Annotated in this window: 15 protein-coding genes; 2 read left to right on the top strand and 13 right to left on the bottom strand. The window is 64.4% G+C overall.

The window, feature by feature from the left end:
* Positions 1-189 precede the first annotated feature (189 nt).
* Genes OKW45_RS17435 through OKW45_RS17425 form a run of 3 tightly spaced genes read right to left on the bottom strand, consistent with a single transcriptional unit; the run spans position 190 to position 2,713 of the window.
* Positions 190-987 carry a MetQ/NlpA family ABC transporter substrate-binding protein gene (locus tag OKW45_RS17435; RefSeq protein WP_429470111.1) on the bottom strand — a complete coding sequence of 266 codons (798 nt, stop codon included), beginning with the start codon at positions 985-987 and terminating at the stop codon, positions 190-192.
* A gap of 48 nt (positions 988-1,035) precedes the next feature.
* Positions 1,036-1,689 (bottom strand): methionine ABC transporter permease, encoded by a 654-nt coding sequence (locus OKW45_RS17430; RefSeq protein WP_018421357.1) that lies wholly within the window; start codon positions 1,687-1,689, stop codon positions 1,036-1,038.
* A complete protein-coding gene (locus OKW45_RS17425) occupies positions 1,679-2,713 on the bottom strand; it encodes a methionine ABC transporter ATP-binding protein (protein WP_429470109.1) in 1,035 nt (344 codons plus the stop codon). Before OKW45_RS17425 ends, OKW45_RS17430 begins: the two co-directional genes overlap by 11 nt.
* A 239-nt stretch (positions 2,714-2,952) precedes the next feature.
* Between OKW45_RS17425 and OKW45_RS17420 the strand changes: the two genes are divergently transcribed.
* Complete coding sequence (locus OKW45_RS17420) at positions 2,953-3,858, top strand: alpha/beta hydrolase (protein WP_429470107.1); 906 nt, start codon at positions 2,953-2,955, stop codon at positions 3,856-3,858.
* Positions 3,859-3,885: 27 nt separating this feature from the next.
* Here OKW45_RS17420 and OKW45_RS17415 read toward each other — a convergent pair whose 3' ends face one another.
* Positions 3,886-4,695 (bottom strand): enoyl-CoA hydratase, encoded by an 810-nt coding sequence (locus OKW45_RS17415; RefSeq protein ID WP_429470105.1) that lies wholly within the window; start codon positions 4,693-4,695, stop codon positions 3,886-3,888.
* A 79-nt stretch (positions 4,696-4,774) separates the two neighbouring features.
* Positions 4,775-5,698 carry a histone deacetylase family protein gene (locus tag OKW45_RS17410; RefSeq protein ID WP_429470103.1) on the bottom strand — a complete coding sequence of 308 codons (924 nt, stop codon included), beginning with the start codon at positions 5,696-5,698 and terminating at the stop codon, positions 4,775-4,777.
* A 331-nt stretch (positions 5,699-6,029) separates the two neighbouring features.
* Between OKW45_RS17410 and mltB the strand changes: the two genes are divergently transcribed.
* A complete protein-coding gene (gene mltB / locus OKW45_RS17405; protein WP_429470102.1) occupies positions 6,030-7,208 on the top strand; it encodes a lytic murein transglycosylase B in 1,179 nt (392 codons plus the stop codon).
* A 111-nt stretch (positions 7,209-7,319) separates the two neighbouring features.
* On the opposite strand, the gene cysM is transcribed toward mltB, so the two are convergent.
* The 8 genes from cysM to OKW45_RS17365 form a co-directional block, all read right to left on the bottom strand.
* Positions 7,320-8,222, bottom strand: coding sequence for a cysteine synthase CysM (gene cysM / locus OKW45_RS17400; protein WP_013090134.1), 903 nt, complete (start codon positions 8,220-8,222; stop codon positions 7,320-7,322).
* A 237-nt stretch (positions 8,223-8,459) separates the two neighbouring features.
* Complete coding sequence (locus OKW45_RS17395; RefSeq protein ID WP_026225969.1) at positions 8,460-8,834, bottom strand: ComEA family DNA-binding protein; 375 nt, start codon at positions 8,832-8,834, stop codon at positions 8,460-8,462.
* A 78-nt stretch (positions 8,835-8,912) separates the two neighbouring features.
* On the bottom strand, positions 8,913-9,905 hold the full coding sequence (gene rfaD / locus OKW45_RS17390; RefSeq protein WP_184011054.1) for an ADP-glyceromanno-heptose 6-epimerase: 993 nt from the start codon (positions 9,903-9,905) through the stop codon (positions 8,913-8,915).
* 85 nt (positions 9,906-9,990) lie between these two features.
* The gene (rfaE1, locus tag OKW45_RS17385; protein WP_429470100.1) at positions 9,991-10,998 is read right to left on the bottom strand and encodes a D-glycero-beta-D-manno-heptose-7-phosphate kinase; all 1,008 of its coding nucleotides are present in this window, start codon (positions 10,996-10,998) and stop codon (positions 9,991-9,993) included.
* Positions 10,964-12,367 (bottom strand): UDP-glucose dehydrogenase family protein, encoded by a 1,404-nt coding sequence (locus tag OKW45_RS17380; protein ID WP_429470098.1) that lies wholly within the window; start codon positions 12,365-12,367, stop codon positions 10,964-10,966. The genes rfaE1 and OKW45_RS17380 overlap by 35 nt, the downstream gene beginning before the upstream one ends.
* 126 nt (positions 12,368-12,493) lie before the next feature.
* Positions 12,494-13,669, bottom strand: coding sequence for a lipopolysaccharide assembly protein LapB (gene lapB / locus OKW45_RS17375; protein WP_018421369.1), 1,176 nt, complete (start codon positions 13,667-13,669; stop codon positions 12,494-12,496).
* 69 nt (positions 13,670-13,738) lie between these two features.
* Positions 13,739-14,032 (bottom strand): LapA family protein, encoded by a 294-nt coding sequence (locus tag OKW45_RS17370; RefSeq protein ID WP_013090140.1) that lies wholly within the window; start codon positions 14,030-14,032, stop codon positions 13,739-13,741.
* Between the two features lie 298 nt (positions 14,033-14,330).
* The gene (locus OKW45_RS17365) at positions 14,331-14,654 is read right to left on the bottom strand and encodes an integration host factor subunit beta (RefSeq protein ID WP_006050255.1); all 324 of its coding nucleotides are present in this window, start codon (positions 14,652-14,654) and stop codon (positions 14,331-14,333) included.
* Positions 14,655-14,657 lie beyond the last annotated feature (3 nt).

Genomic DNA, 14,657 nt, shown 5'->3' with positions numbered 1-14,657 from the left:
AGCGACTGCCCTCATGACAGCCGTGTCGCGGGCGCTTTGCAGGAGGATATCGCTCCTCAGCGGCGTGACGGCAATATCGAACGATCGTTCTATTTTAATCTCCAAAAAACCCGGAGACAACCCCGGGTTCCGACTCAGACCTCTAATTTCGCATTGCCGTCGTGTTCTGCGAGGTCCGCGCGCGTTGCATCACCAGGAGGTGATCACCGAGCCGCCGAATTTGCTGTCGACGAACTGCTTCACTTCCGGCGAGTGGTACGCCGCGACGAGCTTCGCGACCCACGGCTTGTTCTTGTCCGCTTCGCGAATCGCGATCACGTTCACGTAGGGACCTTTCCGGTCCTCGATCGCGATAGCGTCCTGCGTTGGCTGGAGGCCCGCTTCCATCGCGAAGTTGGTGTTGATCGCGGCGGCATCGACATCGCCCAGCGAACGCGGAATCTGCGCCGCGTCAAGCTCGACGATCTTTAGTTTCTTCGGATTGTCGACGATGTCGAGCGGCGTCGCCTTCAGACCCGCCTCGGCGCGCAGCTTCAGCAAGCCCTGCCTCTGCAGCAACAGCAGCGCGCGGCCGCCGTTGGTCGGGTCGTTCGGCACGGCGATCTTCGCGCCCGGCTGCAGTTCGGCGAGCGACTTCACCTTCTTCGAGTAGATACCCATCGGGTATGTGACCGTATCGGCGATACGGATCAGCTTGTAGCCGCGATCCTTCACCTGCGCCTGCAAGTACGGGTCGTGCTGGTAGCTGTTCGCATCCAGATCGCCGCCCGCGAGCGCTGCGTTCGGCTGCACGTAGTCGGAGAATTCGACGATCTTGATGTTCAGGCCGTTCTTCGCGGCGATCGTCTTCACGACGTCCATGATCTGCGCGTGCGGGCCGCCGGTGACGCCAACCTTGATCGTGTCTTCGGCATGCGCCGCGGTGGTGGCGAAGAGCGTTGCCGCGCCGAATACGGCGACCAGCTTGAGAATGAAGCGACGTTGCATGATGGACCTTTTCCGAATCTTTCTTAGCGGGCTTCCGAACGCCCTTGTTTATTTGTGGCTCAGACGACGCACGAGCCAATCCCCAAACGACTGCACCAGTTGCACGAACACGATCAGTATCAGCACGACCGCAAGCATCACTTCCGGCAGGAAGCGCTGATAGCCGTAGCGGATGCCGAGGTCGCCAAGGCCGCCGCCGCCGATCGCGCCGGCCATCGCCGAATAGCCGACCAGCGACACGAACGTGATCGTCAACCCGGCGACCACCCCCGGCAGCGATTCCGGCAACAGCACCTTGAGGACGATCTGGCTGGTGGTCGCGCCCATCGCCTGGGCCGCCTCGATGAGCCCGCGATCGACCTCGCGCAGCGCCGTTTCGACCAGGCGCGCGATGAACGGCGCCGCGGCGATCGTCAGCGGCACGATCGCGGCCGCGGTGCCGATCGACGAACCGACGACAAGTCGCGTAAACGGAATCACCGCGACCAGCAGGATGATGAACGGCGTCGAGCGCACCGCGTTGACGATCACGCCCATCACGCGATTCAACGCGACGTTTTCGAGCACGCCCTGACGGTCGGTCAGATACAGCAGCACGCCGAGCGGCACGCCGACCACGGCGCCAATCAGTCCGGAGATGCCCACCATGATGAGCGTCTCCCAGAACGACTGGACGAACATATCGAACATTTCACTCAACATGCGAGAGCTCCTCGACTACGACACCCTGCTCGCGCAGAAACGTGATCGCCTGCGCAACCTTGGCCGGATCGCCGCCCACGAGCACCGCGAGCGAGCCGAACGCCTGCCCCTGGATCTCGTCGATCTGGCCGTGCAGGATGTTGAAGTCGAGCTCGTAGCGGCGAATCGTCTCCGACAGGATCGGCTGATCGACGCCGGAACCGGTGAACGCGAGGCGCAGCAGATGGCCGCTGCCGGTCTTCAGCCGCTGCGCGACGCGCGCCTTCATAGCGGGCGGCAGCTCCTGCGCGATCACGTCGCCGATCAGCGCGCGCGTGACTTCGTGGTGCGGCTGCAGGAACACGTCGATGACCTTGCCCTCTTCGACCACGCGGCCCGCGTCGAGCACCGCGACGCGATCGCAGACCTGCTTGATCACGTCCATCTGGTGAGTGATCATCACGATCGTCAGATTCAGTTCGCGGTTGATGCGCTTGAGCAGATCGAGGATCGCGCGGGTGGTTTCGGGGTCGAGCGCGGAGGTCGCCTCGTCCGACAGCAGCACCTTCGGCTTGCTCGCGAGCGCGCGCGCGATGCCCACGCGCTGCTTCTGCCCGCCGCTGATCTGCGCCGGATAGCGGTCCTTCTGCGCCGACAGACCGACGAGCTCAAGCAGCGGCAGCACGTTCGCCTCGATCTCGTCGCGCTTCATGCTTGCCAGTTCGAGCGGCAGCGCGACGTTCTCGTACACGGTGCGCGACGACAACAGATTGAAGTGCTGGAAGATCATGCCGATGTCGCGACGCGCGTCGCGCAGTTGCGCGGCGGGCAGCGTCGTCAGATCGCGGCCGTTGACGAGGATGTTGCCCTCGGATGGGCGCGTCAGCAGGTTGATCGTGCGCACGAGCGTGCTCTTGCCCGCGCCGCTGCGGCCGATGATGCCGAATACCTCGCCCGCCGGAATCGTCAGATTGACATTGTGCAGCGCCTCGACCCACCCCCGGGGCCCGGCAAACCGCTGGGAAACATTGTGTATTTCGATCATGGACAAACGAAAACGGCGGAGGCTGCCGGCGAGCATCGTGCTCCCGACAAGCGGCCGCCGTTTCTTTTATTGGGATTTGAGGTCGTCATTCTACCGCAGCGGCGACATACCCTTTAATAATCAATTTTGATCTTTTCATAACCTAAGGGCATTAGAGCCGCGCCTTATGCACGAAGCTCACGCGCTTCGCGCCGCTACGACTATGATCGGGCCACTCTCCTTCAGCACAGGCCGCCGCCATGCAGACTCCCCCGAGCCACACCGTGCGCGCGAGCGCCGGCAGTCTCAATAAGGATGCGCCGCAGCGCGCGTCGGTGACTACCGGCGATGGCATCCAGTTGCCGCTGTACCGCTGGCGGCCGAACGGGCCGATACGCGCGACGGTCGCGCTGCTGCACGGCCTCGCCGAGCACGCCGGCCGTTACGCCGCCGTAGCGGGCCGGCTCAACGCGGCGGGCATCGAGCTCGTCGCGATCGATCTGCGCGGCCACGGCCACGCCCCCGGCAAGCGCGCCTATGTGAGACGCTTCGACGACTACCTGCTCGATGCGCAGGCGCTGCTCGACGCCGCCGCGCAAAGCTGCGCGCCGTTATTCCTGATGGGGCACAGCATGGGTGGCGCGGTGGCGGCGCTGTATGCGATAGAGCGCCTCGACGCGAGCGGGCGGCGCCTTGCCGGCCTGATCCTGTCGAGCCCCGCGCTCGCGCCGGGCCGCGACGTGCCGAAGTGGATGCTCGCGCTAAGCCAGGTGATCAGCCGCGTCTACCCAACCTTCCCGGCGATGAAGATCGACGCTGCGCTGCTCTCGCGCCTTCAGCCGGTGGTCAAAGCCAACCTCAACGATCCGCTCGTGCATCACGACGCGATTCCGGCGCGCACGGGCGCCGAGCTGCTGCTCGCGATGGCGCGCATCGAACGCGGACGCGAGAGGCTGCGCATGCCGCTGCTCGTGTTTCATGGCACCGACGACAAACTGACCGAGCCCGACGGCAGCCGCGCGTTCGGCGAGCACGCGGGCTCGCCGGACAAGACGCTCACGCTGCACGAGGGTAGCTACCACGAGACGATGAACGACCTCGATCGCGATCGGGTGATCGAGGCGTTGGTCGAGTGGATCGAAAGGCGGGCGGTGGGATCGAGTTGACGAGACGCGGCGCTTGCTGGCCGTCGACTACCGCTTCCACTCCGGCGCGCGTTTGTCGATGAAAGCCTGCACGCCTTCGAGCGCCGAGTCGTCCATCATGTTGCAGGCCATCGTCTGACCCGCGAGCTGGTACGCGGCTTCGATACCCATTTCGAGCTGCCGGTAGAACAGGCCCTTGCCCGCGCTGACAGCTTCGACCGGCTTCGCGCAGATGCTCGCGGCGAGCCGCGCGACTTCGTCGTCGAGCGCATCGGCAGGGGCGACGCGGTTCACGAGCCCCTGCTTGCGCGCTTCGGCGGCGTCGATGAAATCCCCGGTCAGCAGCATTTCGAGCGCGGCCTTGCGCGAAAGGTTGCGCGACAGCGGCACCGACGGTGTCGCGCAGAATAATCCGAGGTTCACGCCCGATACGGCGAAGCGCGCGGTATCGGCGGCGACCGCGAGATCGCACATCGCGACCAGCTGGCAGCCGGCGGCGGTCGCAATGCCATGCACGCGCGCGATCACCGGCTGCGGCATGCGCTGGATCGTCAGCATCAGCTTCGTGCAGCGCGCGAACAGTTGCTGGTAGTAAGCAAGCGATGGCGCCGCGCGCATTTCCTTCAGGTCGTGCCCCGCGCAGAACGCGCGGCCAGCGCCGGCGATCACGACCACGCGGGCATCGGTCTTCGCGATCCCGGTCAGCGTCTGCTGCAGTCCGTCGAGCAACGCTTCGGACAGCGCGTTGAACGCATCGGGCCGGTTCATCGTCACGCGCACGACGCCCGCTACGCGATACGCATCGTGTTCGATCGTAACCAGCGACGCATCGCCGGTGCTGGCGGGACTGCTGTTCATGGCTCGCTCCTCGGTGCGTGAATGTCGATTTTCGCTCGCTGGCTTTCGAGCCGCTGTCGCCGCGTGCAGGCGGGCAACCTCAGATCTCCGCCAGCGACCGCACGTGCGCGACCACGCTGCGTCCGAGCGCCGACAGGTTGTAGCCGCCCTCGAGACAACTGACGATGCGCCCACGCGCATAACGCCGCGCGATCTCGCGCATCTGGTCAGTGATCCACGCGTAATCGTCTTCGACGAGGCCCATGTTGCCGAGGTCGTCCTCGCGATGCGCGTCGAAGCCGGCCGAGATGAACAGCATCTCCGGCCTGAATTCGTGCAGCCGCGGCAACCACAGCATATCGACCGCTTCGCGCACAGCCATGCCGTTCGAACGCGCCGGCATCGGCACGTTGCACATGTTGGACGCCTGGTTGTCGGCGCCGGTGAACGGATAGAACGGGTGCTGGAAGATGCTGCACATCAGCACGCGCGGGTCGCCCGAGAACGCGGCCTCGGTGCCGTTGCCGTGATGCACGTCGAAGTCGATGATGGCGACGCGCGCGAGACCATGCACGTCGAGCGCGTGGCGCGCGGCGATCGCGATGTTGTTGAAAAAGCAGAAGCCCATCGCACGCGCCGGCTCCGCGTGATGGCCCGGCGGCCGCACGCTGCAGAACGCGTTGTCGTAGCGGCCTTCGATCACCGCGTCGGTGGCGGCGACCGCCGCGCCCGCCGCGCGCAACGCGGCCTGCCACGTGTGCGGATTCATCGCCGTGTCGGGATCGATCTCGGCCATGCCCTCGACGGGCGAGCGACCGCGGATGTAGTCGACGTGCGCCCGCGTGTGCACTCGCAGCAGCGCGGCCTCGTCGACGAGCGGCGGCGATTCGCGCTCGATCAGCGCGTCGATGCGGCTTGCGATCAGTTGATCCTCGATCGCCTGCAGGCGCGCGGGACACTCGGGGTGCCACTGCCCCATGTCGTGCAGCAGACAGTCGGGATGGGAATAGAAGCCTGTTGCCATAGTTCGTGTTGTGCGTCTCTTCTGCGCGGCGCATGAACTGCGCGCGCGGCGTGTCTCCGTCGAGCGGCGCGCGCCCCCGCGCGCCTCCATTCGTCAAGTTACCACACGACGCCGCTGTCGCCGATTCAGCACGGTTTTGCGGGAGCCGTCGGGTATACTTCCCCGACCCGTTATTCGCCGTTTCGTTCCTGCCGCTTTCCGACTGCTTCCAGCCTTTCACGCATCGCGCTCACTGCTCACCATGACCGTCAAGCTTGCTCTGTCCGCAGGATCCCCACGCAACCGTCTTCGCCTCGGCACCCACGCCGCCTCACTGATCGTCGCATCGTGCATGTTCATCGCAGCAAATCCCGCGAGCGCGCAAAGCGCCACGAGGAAAGCGCCGGTGCAACTCGCGCAGAGCCAGCCGCAGCAGCCGGTACCGCAAGGACAGACGTTCGAGGAAGAGATCATTCCGCAGCGCTATGCGAACAATGCGAACGTCGATGCGTTCATCAACGAGATGGTCGCGCGCTACGATTTCGACGAAGCGTCGCTGCACGCGCTGTTCACCGGCGTCAGCTACTCGGCGACCGCGGTGAAGCTGGTCACGCCGTCGCCGACGCCGTCGGTCAAGAACTGGCGCTCGTATCAGGCGCGCTTCCTCGACCCGGTTCGCGTCAATGCCGGCGTGCAGTTCTGGCGCGAGAACCGGGCCACGCTGCAGCGCGCGTATCAGGAGTTCGGCGTGCCGCCGGAGATGATCGTCGGCATCATCGGCGTCGAGACGATATACGGTCGCTACATGGGTAATTTCCGCGTGCTCGATGCACTGACCACACTGAGCTTCGATTATCCGAACACCGCGAATCGCGCGGACCGCCAGGCGACCTTCCGCAAGAATCTCGAAGACTACCTGGTGTGGACGCGCGACGCGCAGATCGACCCGAACACGGTGCTCGGCTCGTACACCGGCGCGATCGGCATTCCGCAGTTCCTGCCGAGCAGCATCGTCCAATACGCGGTCGACTACGAAGGCAACAAGCGCATCGATCTGCGCACGAGCGATGCGGATGCGATCGGCAGCGTCGCGAATTATCTGCGCCAGAACGGCTGGGAAAGCGGCCGGCCGGTGGTATGGCGAATCGGCTCGGACGCGGGCAGCCTCGGTGTCGCGCAGGCCGCGGCCAATGGGCAGCCGGAGCCGCACTGGCCGCTCGACCAGTTGCTGCGTGCCGGCCTCGTGCTGAACGAGCCGAACCTCGACATTGCTTCCGAAGCGGGCACGCCGGTCACGGTGGTCGATCTGCCGACGCCGGGACGCGGCACCGAGTTCGTGCTCGGCCTGAAAAATTTCTACGTGCTCACGCGCTACAACCGCAGCTTCTTCTATGCGCTCGCGGTGTACCAGCTCGGTCAGAAGGTCAAGGCGCAGATGGAGGCGATCGACGCGGCGAATGCCGCGAAAGCGGCCAACAACGGCGGCGCGTCGCAAGGCCAGGCGGATCAGTCGAACTCAGATTCGCAGTGAGTCGCGCCGCGAGTCGCCGTGCGCCCCTCGCGTTGAAGGACGTAAAAAAGCGCCGGCTCGACCGGCGCATTTTTATTGGTTCGCGCACCCACGAAGGCGCCGGCGACCCGCTTACGCGGGAAATACCCCCGTGGACAGATAACGGTCGCCGCGATCGCAGACGATGAACACGATCGTCGCGTTCTCGACCTGACGCGCGATGCGCAGCGCGACTTCGCACGCGCCACCCGACGAAATGCCCGCGAAGATGCCTTCGACCGACGCAAGGCGGCGCGCCATCGCCTCGGCCGCGGATTGACTGACGTTCTCCACGCGATCGACGCGGCTGCGGTCGAAGATTTTCGGCAGATACGCTTCCGGCCACTTGCGAATACCCGGAATACGCGAGCCCTCTTCCGGCTGCGCGCCGATGATTTCGATCTGCTGGTTCTGCGTTTTCAGATACGTCGACACGCCCATGATCGTGCCGGTCGTGCCCATCGACGACACGAAGTGCGTGATGCGCCCTTCCGTGTCGCGCCAGATTTCCGGGCCCGTGCCTTCGATGTGCGAGGCGGGATTGTCCGGGTTCGCGAACTGATCGAGGATGATGCCCTTCCCCTCGCGCTGCATCTGCTCGGCGAGATCGCGGGCGTATTCCATGCCGCCTTTGACCGGCGTCAGAATGATTTCCGCGCCGTAGGCGGCCATGCTCTGACGGCGCTCGACCGACAGATCTTCCGGCATGATCAGCACCATTTTGTAGCCGCGAACCGCGGCGGCCATCGCGAGCGCGATGCCGGTGTTGCCGCTCGTCGATTCGATCAGCGTGTCGCCCGGCTTGATGCGTCCGCGCGCTTCGGCCTTCTTGATCATCGACAACGCCGGCCGGTCTTTCACCGACCCCGCAGGATTGTTGCCCTCGAGCTTCGCGAGGATCACATTGTTGCGGCTACGGATCTCGTCGTCGGGAAGCCGGACGAGTTGTACGAGCGGCGTGTTGCCGACCGTGTCTTCAATCGTTTTGTATGCCATATGGGGTCTAGCAATCGATGCGCGAAAGAGTGTCTTCAATCCATCGATTCTAAACCACGATCTCCGGCGCTGCCCTGCAGCCCTTCTGTCCGCATGGATGCAGGCGGATGCTACGCAAAAACCCCGCGGCTGCGAGCCGCGGGAAAACGTGCGTACCAATCGATGCAATGGAACGTTCGCGAACCCTGCGCGCCGCAAGCCGCTCGTCGGCATGGCACGCGCAAGGCTCGCGGCCGCTTACTTCTTCACCGCCACTGCGGCGGCGCCCTTCTGCGTGGCGGCGGACGCGGCCGTAGCGGCCGGCTCCTTGCCCGCCGCAGCTGCCGCAACCTGCGTGCTAGCAGCCGCGCCAGCCGGTCCGACAGCGAGACCCTCCGCCTGCAGGCGCTCGATGGTGTGCGCGCCCATGCCCTTGACGCGCTTGCCGAGATCCGCCGCGTCCTTGAACGGGCCGTGCGCATTACGTTCCTCGACAATCGCTTTGGCTTTTGCCGGACCGATGCCCTTAATGCCGCGCAGCGCGTCTTCGTTAGCCGTGTTGACGTCGACCGCCGCATACGCGTGGCCGAAAGCGGCGAGCATCGCCGCGGTAACCAGTACTTTTCGAAACATATTGGAATCTCCCTGTTGCCACTGGCCGGCGACCATCACCGGCCAGGAGATTCCAGTTTAAAGAGGATGACGTACGAATCACACCTGGCCGAACAGCCAACGCACGTAACGATCGACGCCTTCCTGCACGCTCAGAAATGGCGCGTCGTAGCCGGCCGTGCGCAGTTTCGACTGATCGGCCTGCGTGAAGCACTGATACTTGCCGCGCAGCGCGTCGGGGAACGGAATGTATTCGATCAGGCCGCGTTGCACCTGATCCGCAAGCGACAGCGCCGGCTCGTTGTTCAGCGCGCGCAGCGTGTTGACCACAGTGCTCGCGATATCGTTGAACGGCTGCGCGCGGCCGGTGCCGAGATTGAAAATGCCTGACTTCTCCGGATGATCGAAGAAGAACAGGTTGACCTTGACGACGTCTTCGACCGAGATGAAATCGCGCGTCTGCTCGCCGGCCGCATAGCCGTTGTACTCGCCGAACAGCTTGACCTTGCCCTCGGCGCGGAACTGGTTGAAGTTATGAAACGCGACCGACGCCATGCGCGCCTTGTGCGTTTCGCGGGGACCGTAGACGTTGAAATAACGGAAGCCCACAATCTGGCTCTTCGCCGTCGGCAGCACGCGGCGAATCACCTGATCGAACAGGAACTTCGAATAGCCGTACACGTTCAGCGGCTGCTCGACCTCGCGCTCCTCGACGAAGCGGCTCGAGCCGCCATACGTCGCCGCCGACGACGCGTACAGGAACTGGACGTTCTGCGCGAGGCAGATGTCCAGCACGTCGCGGCTATAGCGGTAGTTGTTGTCCATCATGTAGCGGCCGTCGGTTTCCATCGTGTCCGAGCAGGCGCCTTCGTGGAAGATAGCGCGCACCTTGCCGAAGTCGCCGCGCCTGAAGCGCTCGACGAATTCGGTTTTGTCGAGATAGTCGTCGATTTCGCAGTCGACCAGATTCCTGAACTTGTCCGCGCGCGTGAGGTTATCGACGGCGATGATGCGCTGTTCGCCGCGCTCGTTGAGCGCCTTCACGAGATTGCTGCCGATAAAACCGGCCGCGCCGGTGACGATGACGGTCATGGTGATCCTGCGGTAGTGAGCTTCGTTCAGTCAACGCCGCGCGGGGCCCGCTGGTCCGTCGGACGACGGCGCCCCGCGGGCTGCATCAGGAAAAGAGTTCGTCGTAGTCGACGGTGGCGGTGCCCAGTTTGCCGACCACGATGCCGGCCGCGCGATTCGCGAGTCCGACCGCGTCGACGAGCGAAAGACCTGCGCCGAGCATCGCGGCGAGTGTCGCAATCACCGTGTCGCCCGCGCCCGACACATCATACACTTCGCGCGCAACGGCCGACGCGTGCAGGATGCCATCGTCGGAGAACAGCGTCATGCCCTCCTCCGAGCGCGTCAGCAGCAGCGCCTTGAACTGGAGCTCGGCGCGCAGCTTCGTGACGCGCGCGATCAGATCTTCCTCGGACTTCCACTGTCCGATGACCTCGCGCAATTCCGCGCGATTCGGCGTGATCAGCGTCGCGCCGCGATAGCGCTCCCAGTCGTCACCCTTCGGATCGACCAACACCGGTTTGCCAGCCGCGTGCGCCTTCGCGATCATTTGCGTGACGTGCGTGAGGCCGCCCTTCGCGTAGTCGGACATCAGGATCACGTCGTATGACGGCAGCAGCTCGTCGAAACGCGCGAGGCCCGCTAGCAGCACCTCGTGTGCCGGCGAGTTTTCGAAATCGACGCGCAGCAATTGCTGCTGACGCGACAGCACGCGCAGCTTGATCGTCGTCAGCAAGGCCGGATCTCGCTCCAGATGCGGCGTCACACCGCTTTCGCCGAGCAGCTGCACGATGCGCTCGCCGGGCTCGTCATGACCGACCACGCACAGAAGACCCGCCTGCGCGCTGAGCGCGACCGCGTTGCGCGCGACGTTCGCCGCGCCGCCCAGCCGATCTTCCTGGCGCTGCACGTGCACGACCGGCACGGGCGCCTCCGGAGAAATGCGATTGACGTCGCCGAACCAGTATCGGTCGAGCATCACGTCGCCGACCACCAGCACGCGCGCCGCGTTGAGCTGCGCGCGCGGCACGACCGTGAGCTTCTGCGCCGTCATGGACGCGGGCGCCGCGGGCATGACCTCAGGCATCGGCCGGAAGTTCAGAGGGTTGGGCATAGGGGCGTCCAATGGCGTGGTAGTCGATACCGAGCTCGGTCATCGCGTCCGGTTCGTACAGATTGCGGCCGTCGAAAATCAGCGGTGTCTTCAGCACCGATTTCAGATGCACGAAATCAGGACTCTTGAACTCCTTCCACTCGGTCACGATCACGAGCGCGTCGGCGCCGATCAGCGTTTCGTCCTGGGTGCTCATGAAGGTGAGACGCGCCAGATGCTCCGGCGCAGCGTGCAGATCCATCGCGAATACGCGACGCGCCTCGGTCACGGCGACCGGATCGTACGCACGCACGTTCGCGCCGCGCGCAAGCAACTCGCCGATCACGCGACGGCTCGGCGCCTCGCGCATGTCGTCGGTATTCGGCTTGAACGCGAGACCCCACACCGCGAACGCGCGGCCGCTCAAATCCTCGCCGAGCTTCGCGGTGATCTTGTTCACGAGCACGTCCTTCTGCTGGTAGTTCACTTCCTCGACCGCCTCGAGAATCCGCAGGTTGTGGCCGCTCTCGCTCGCGGTGCGGATCAGCGCCTGCACATCCTTCGGGAAGCACGAGCCGCCATAGCCGCAGCCCGCATACAGGAAGTGATAGCCGATGCGCGGATCGGAACCGATGCCGCGGCGCACCGCTTCGATGTCGGCGCCGACCTTGTCCGCGAGGTTCGACATCTCGTTCATGAACGAGATGCGCGTCGCGAGCATCGCGTTGGCCGCGTACTTGGTGAACTCGGCCGAGCGAACGTCCATGTACAACGTGCGTTCGTGATTGCGGTTGAACGGCGCGTACAAACGCTTCATCATTTCGCGCGCCCGCACGCCCGGTTCGTCTTCGTCGATACCGATCACGATACGGTCGGGGCGCATGAAGTCGTCGACGGCCGCACCTTCCTTCAGGAACTCGGGATTCGACACGACCGAGAAGCGATGCTGCGCGCTGCCGGCGAGCCCGCGTTTCGCGAGCTCTTCATTGACCACCGCGCGCACGCGCTGCGCGGTGCCGACCGGCACGGTCGATTTGTCGACGATCACCTTGAAACCATTCATCGTGCGGCCGATGTTGCGCGCGGCCTCGAGCACATATTGCAGATCGGCGGAGCCGTCTTCGTCGGGCGGTGTGCCGACCGCGATGAACTGCACGTCACCGTGCGCGACGCTCGCGGCGACATCGGTCGAGAACGTGATGCGGCCAGCCGCGCGCGTGCGGGCGATCATCTCCTGCAAGCCCGGTTCGTGAATCGGCACGCCGCCTTTGTTGAGGATGTCGATCTTGCGCTGATCGACGTCGAGACAGAAGACGTCATTGCCGATTTCGGCGAGACATGCGCCGGTGACAAGGCCCACATAGCCGGTGCCGATAATGGTGATTTTCATACGCTTTCCGGTGGAAGGTTCCGGTGATGAATGCCGCTCATGAGGCCGGCGATAAACTCGTTGCGAAATTCGCGGAGCGGTTGCGGGGCAATGAACGCCGACGCGGCCAAAGCCGCCCGTGCGGCGTCAACTCGACGCGGTAATCGGCTCGATGCGGCGCGGCGCATAGGTTTCCCAACCGCTGCATCCCGGGCACTGCCAGTAGAAAAGCCGCGCCCGGAAACCACAATTCTGGCACGTATAGCGTGGCAGATTCTTGGTGCGCTGGCGGATCAGTGTGCGCATCAGTTCGAGCTCGCTGCGCCTCGGCTCTTCGGCGACGGCCTGCTGCGCTTCGAGCAGACGCGTCATGCCGGCCAGATTCGGCGACTTCTGCATCTGCGTGCGCGCGAGCGCATGCGCGGCATCGGCGCCGCGCAGCGACGCGACGTGCTGATACGCGACGTCGAGCAGATCGTTGTTCGGATGACGGTCGACCCACGTGGTCAACAGATCGGCGCCCTCCTGCGCGCGGCCGAGCGCTTCATACTCCTTCATGATTTTCTCGGCGACGAGCGGCAGATACGCGGGGTTCTGCTCCTCGACGCGGCGCCATTGACCGATCGCCGCTTCGGACGCGCCGCCGACCGCGTCGACGTCGCCGAACAGGATCGTCGCGCGCACGTTGGTCGGGTTCGCCTTCAGCGCGAGACGGAGCTGATGGCGCGCTTCGTCCGGTTTCTTCTGCTGCAGCGCTTCCTGAGCAAGTTCGCAATGGAACTGCGCGATTTCCTTGTCGAGCGACGGCGCGCCCATCGTTTCGAGGTGACGCGCGGTATCGATCGACTTGACCCAGTCCTTCTCGATCTCGTAGATCGTCAACAGCGCGCGTTGCGCGCCCAGTGCGTAATCGCCCGCCTGCAGCGAGCGGAAGGTTTCCTCGGCACGGTCGAGCAGGCCCGCTTTCAGGAAGTCCTGGCCGAGTTCGTACAGCGCGTGATCGCGCTCGCTGACCGGCAGGTCCGCGCGGCTCAGCAGATTTTGATGCACGCGGATCGCTCGATCCGTTTCGCCGCGCCGGCGGAACAGATTGCCGAGCGCGAAATGCAATTCGACCGTTTCAGGGTCGAGCTTGACGACCTCGATGAATGCGTCGATCGCCTGGTCGGGCTGCTCGTTCAGCAGGAAGTTCAGGCCGCGAAAATAGGACCGCGGCAGGTTCGCGCTTTCGGACAGCAGCGTCTTGAGGTCGTAGCGCGCCGCCATCCAGCCGAACGCGAATGCGACGGGTATGACCAGCAGCCACCAGAAGTCTAGATCCATGCGATTAATGCAAATGTGCGGGAAAGCGAAAACGAAAAGCCGCACTCAGAGCGCGCGGCGCAACGGAGTTCAGATCAGCGGTGGCATCGGCGGCTGCTCGACGACGGCCGGAGTTTCGCGCGCCACGCGCAACTCGCGCCTGAGCCGGCCATTCTCCATGCGCAGACGTACGACGGCCGGCATCGCCGACACGAGCCCCGCGAGCAAGCCGATCACGAAAAACGCGAGGCCGATCAAAATCAGAGGCGCCGACCAGACGTAGCCGGCGAGGAAATTCAGCGTAGCGGGTTGCGTGTTGGAGAGCGCCAGCACCAGCAGCAGCACGAACACCAGCACGCGGATCAGCCAGACGATAAATTTCATGAATAGATCTCTTGACGGCAGTTGCGGGGTGACGCCGGCTCGATGACGCGTCGCGCCACGGTGTTGCCCGCGCCGAAGTGACCCGTATTGTAATGGATGACCTCGGGGCTGGGCAGCAAGTGGCGGGATGGCGCACTTACGGGTGATTCGCGAAATGCAAAGACCGCACCGGAAGGCGCCCTCTTCTCAAACGATGGACGAAAAAAAAGCGCCCGAAGGCGCTTTTCCTGGTCTTTTGCCGACTGGCTTTGGCCGCTGACGCTGGCTATGCCACGCTGCAAGACGCACAGCGGAGCCATTAAAGGTCGTCATCCGGCTCCTCGGCCTTCAGCGGCTCGCCCGCGCGACGATCCACCCGCTCACGCAATTCCTTGCCCGGCTTGAAGTGCGGTACGTACTTCTCGGGTACCAGCACCTTCTCGCCCGACTTCGGATTGCGTCCGACGCGGGAGGGACGGCGGTTGAGGCCGAAGCTGCCGAAGCCACGAATTTCGATGCGATGACCTTTGGCAAGCGCCTCCGACATCGCATCGAGCATCGTCTTCACCGCGAAATCCGCATCTTTGAGAACAAGTTGCGGAAATCGCGTAGCCAGCTGGGCGACCAATTCCGATTTGGTCATACT

It is taken from the genome of Paraburkholderia lebeckiae (assembly GCF_050436225.1).
Lineage (GTDB): Bacteria > Pseudomonadota > Gammaproteobacteria > Burkholderiales > Burkholderiaceae > Paraburkholderia > Paraburkholderia tuberum.
The sequence above is the reverse complement of the archived record's forward strand: the minus strand, read 5'-3'. Positions and strand labels throughout refer to the sequence as shown.

What these genes read in the sequence shown, in the direction of transcription:
- OKW45_RS17365 (WP_006050255.1), bottom strand. Translation starts at nt 14,654, where the DNA reads ATGACCAAATCGGAATTGGTCGCCCAGCTGGCTACGCGATTTCCGCAA.
- lapB (WP_018421369.1), bottom strand. Translation starts at nt 13,669, where the DNA reads ATGGATCTAGACTTCTGGTGGCTGCTGGTCATACCCGTCGCATTCGCG.
- OKW45_RS17435 (WP_429470111.1), bottom strand. Translation starts at nt 987, where the DNA reads ATGCAACGTCGCTTCATTCTCAAGCTGGTCGCCGTATTCGGCGCGGCA.
- OKW45_RS17430 (WP_018421357.1), bottom strand. Translation starts at nt 1,689, where the DNA reads ATGTTGAGTGAAATGTTCGATATGTTCGTCCAGTCGTTCTGGGAGACG.
- OKW45_RS17415 (WP_429470105.1), bottom strand. Translation starts at nt 4,695, where the DNA reads ATGAACAGCAGTCCCGCCAGCACCGGCGATGCGTCGCTGGTTACGATC.
- OKW45_RS17380 (WP_429470098.1), bottom strand. Translation starts at nt 12,367, where the DNA reads ATGAAAATCACCATTATCGGCACCGGCTATGTGGGCCTTGTCACCGGC.
- cysM (WP_013090134.1), bottom strand. Translation starts at nt 8,222, where the DNA reads ATGGCATACAAAACGATTGAAGACACGGTCGGCAACACGCCGCTCGTA.
- OKW45_RS17425 (WP_429470109.1), bottom strand. Translation starts at nt 2,713, where the DNA reads ATGATCGAAATACACAATGTTTCCCAGCGGTTTGCCGGGCCCCGGGGG.
- rfaD (WP_184011054.1), bottom strand. Translation starts at nt 9,905, where the DNA reads ATGACCGTCATCGTCACCGGCGCGGCCGGTTTTATCGGCAGCAATCTC.
- OKW45_RS17420 (WP_429470107.1), top strand. Translation starts at nt 2,953, where the DNA reads ATGCAGACTCCCCCGAGCCACACCGTGCGCGCGAGCGCCGGCAGTCTC.
- OKW45_RS17410 (WP_429470103.1), bottom strand. Translation starts at nt 5,698, where the DNA reads ATGGCAACAGGCTTCTATTCCCATCCCGACTGTCTGCTGCACGACATG.
- OKW45_RS17395 (WP_026225969.1), bottom strand. Translation starts at nt 8,834, where the DNA reads ATGTTTCGAAAAGTACTGGTTACCGCGGCGATGCTCGCCGCTTTCGGC.
- OKW45_RS17370 (WP_013090140.1), bottom strand. Translation starts at nt 14,032, where the DNA reads ATGAAATTTATCGTCTGGCTGATCCGCGTGCTGGTGTTCGTGCTGCTG.
- rfaE1 (WP_429470100.1), bottom strand. Translation starts at nt 10,998, where the DNA reads ATGCCCAACCCTCTGAACTTCCGGCCGATGCCTGAGGTCATGCCCGCG.
- mltB (WP_429470102.1), top strand. Translation starts at nt 6,030, where the DNA reads ATGTTCATCGCAGCAAATCCCGCGAGCGCGCAAAGCGCCACGAGGAAA.